The organism is Terrisporobacter mayombei (genome assembly GCF_020748465.1).
In the GTDB taxonomy this organism is placed as follows: domain Bacteria; phylum Bacillota; class Clostridia; order Peptostreptococcales; family Peptostreptococcaceae; genus Terrisporobacter; species Terrisporobacter mayombei.
Map to the genome: position 1 here is coordinate 1 of NZ_JAHZMP010000107.1, position 523 is coordinate 523.

The 523-nt window shown below is 53.0% G+C and carries 2 protein-coding genes; one reads left to right on the plus strand and one right to left on the minus strand.

Annotated elements, in window-relative coordinates; translation table 11 throughout:
* Nucleotides 1-298, plus strand: a 298-nt coding sequence (locus K0039_RS24900) for a DUF2756 family protein (protein ID WP_228106807.1), incomplete at its 5' end; no start/stop codon positions are given.
* Here K0039_RS24900 and K0039_RS24905 read toward each other — a convergent pair.
* Nucleotides 285-523, minus strand: a 239-nt coding sequence (locus K0039_RS24905) for a glycerophosphodiester phosphodiesterase family protein (RefSeq protein WP_265589551.1), incomplete at its 5' end; no start/stop codon positions are given. The two genes, K0039_RS24900 and K0039_RS24905, sit on opposite strands and share 14 nt — an antisense overlap.

Genomic DNA, 523 nt, shown 5'->3' on the forward strand with positions numbered 1-523 from the left:
CCAGCAAAAAGGGATGCTGAATCAGCAACTGAAAACGCAAACTCAGTTGCAACAGCAGCATTTAGAAAACCAGATAAACAATAATTCTCAGCGGGTGTTGCAGTCACAGCCGGGGGAGCGAAATCCCGCCCGGCAGCAAATGCTGCCCAACACCAACGGCGGGATGTTAAACAGCAACCGTAATCCGGATAGTTCGTTGAATCAGCAGCATATGCTGCCGGAGAGGAGAAACGGCGACATGCTGAATCAGCCCAGCACGCCGCAGCCTGACATTCCGTTGAAAACTATTGGGCCGTAAAGTTCGGACCAATCACGTCAATCGCATCGGTACAGATGCAATCCACACCCCAGCGCAGCAACTCTGCTGCGCGCTGGGGTTTATTGACGGTATAAACCAGAATCCGCAGTCCGGCGTCTTTCAACTGCATCACTCGCGCTTTATTGAGTAACTTATGATTGAGATGAATAGAGACGCAGCCCAGCCGCGCGGTCAGTTCGCGCCAGTCGTCGCGCCACTCATCCA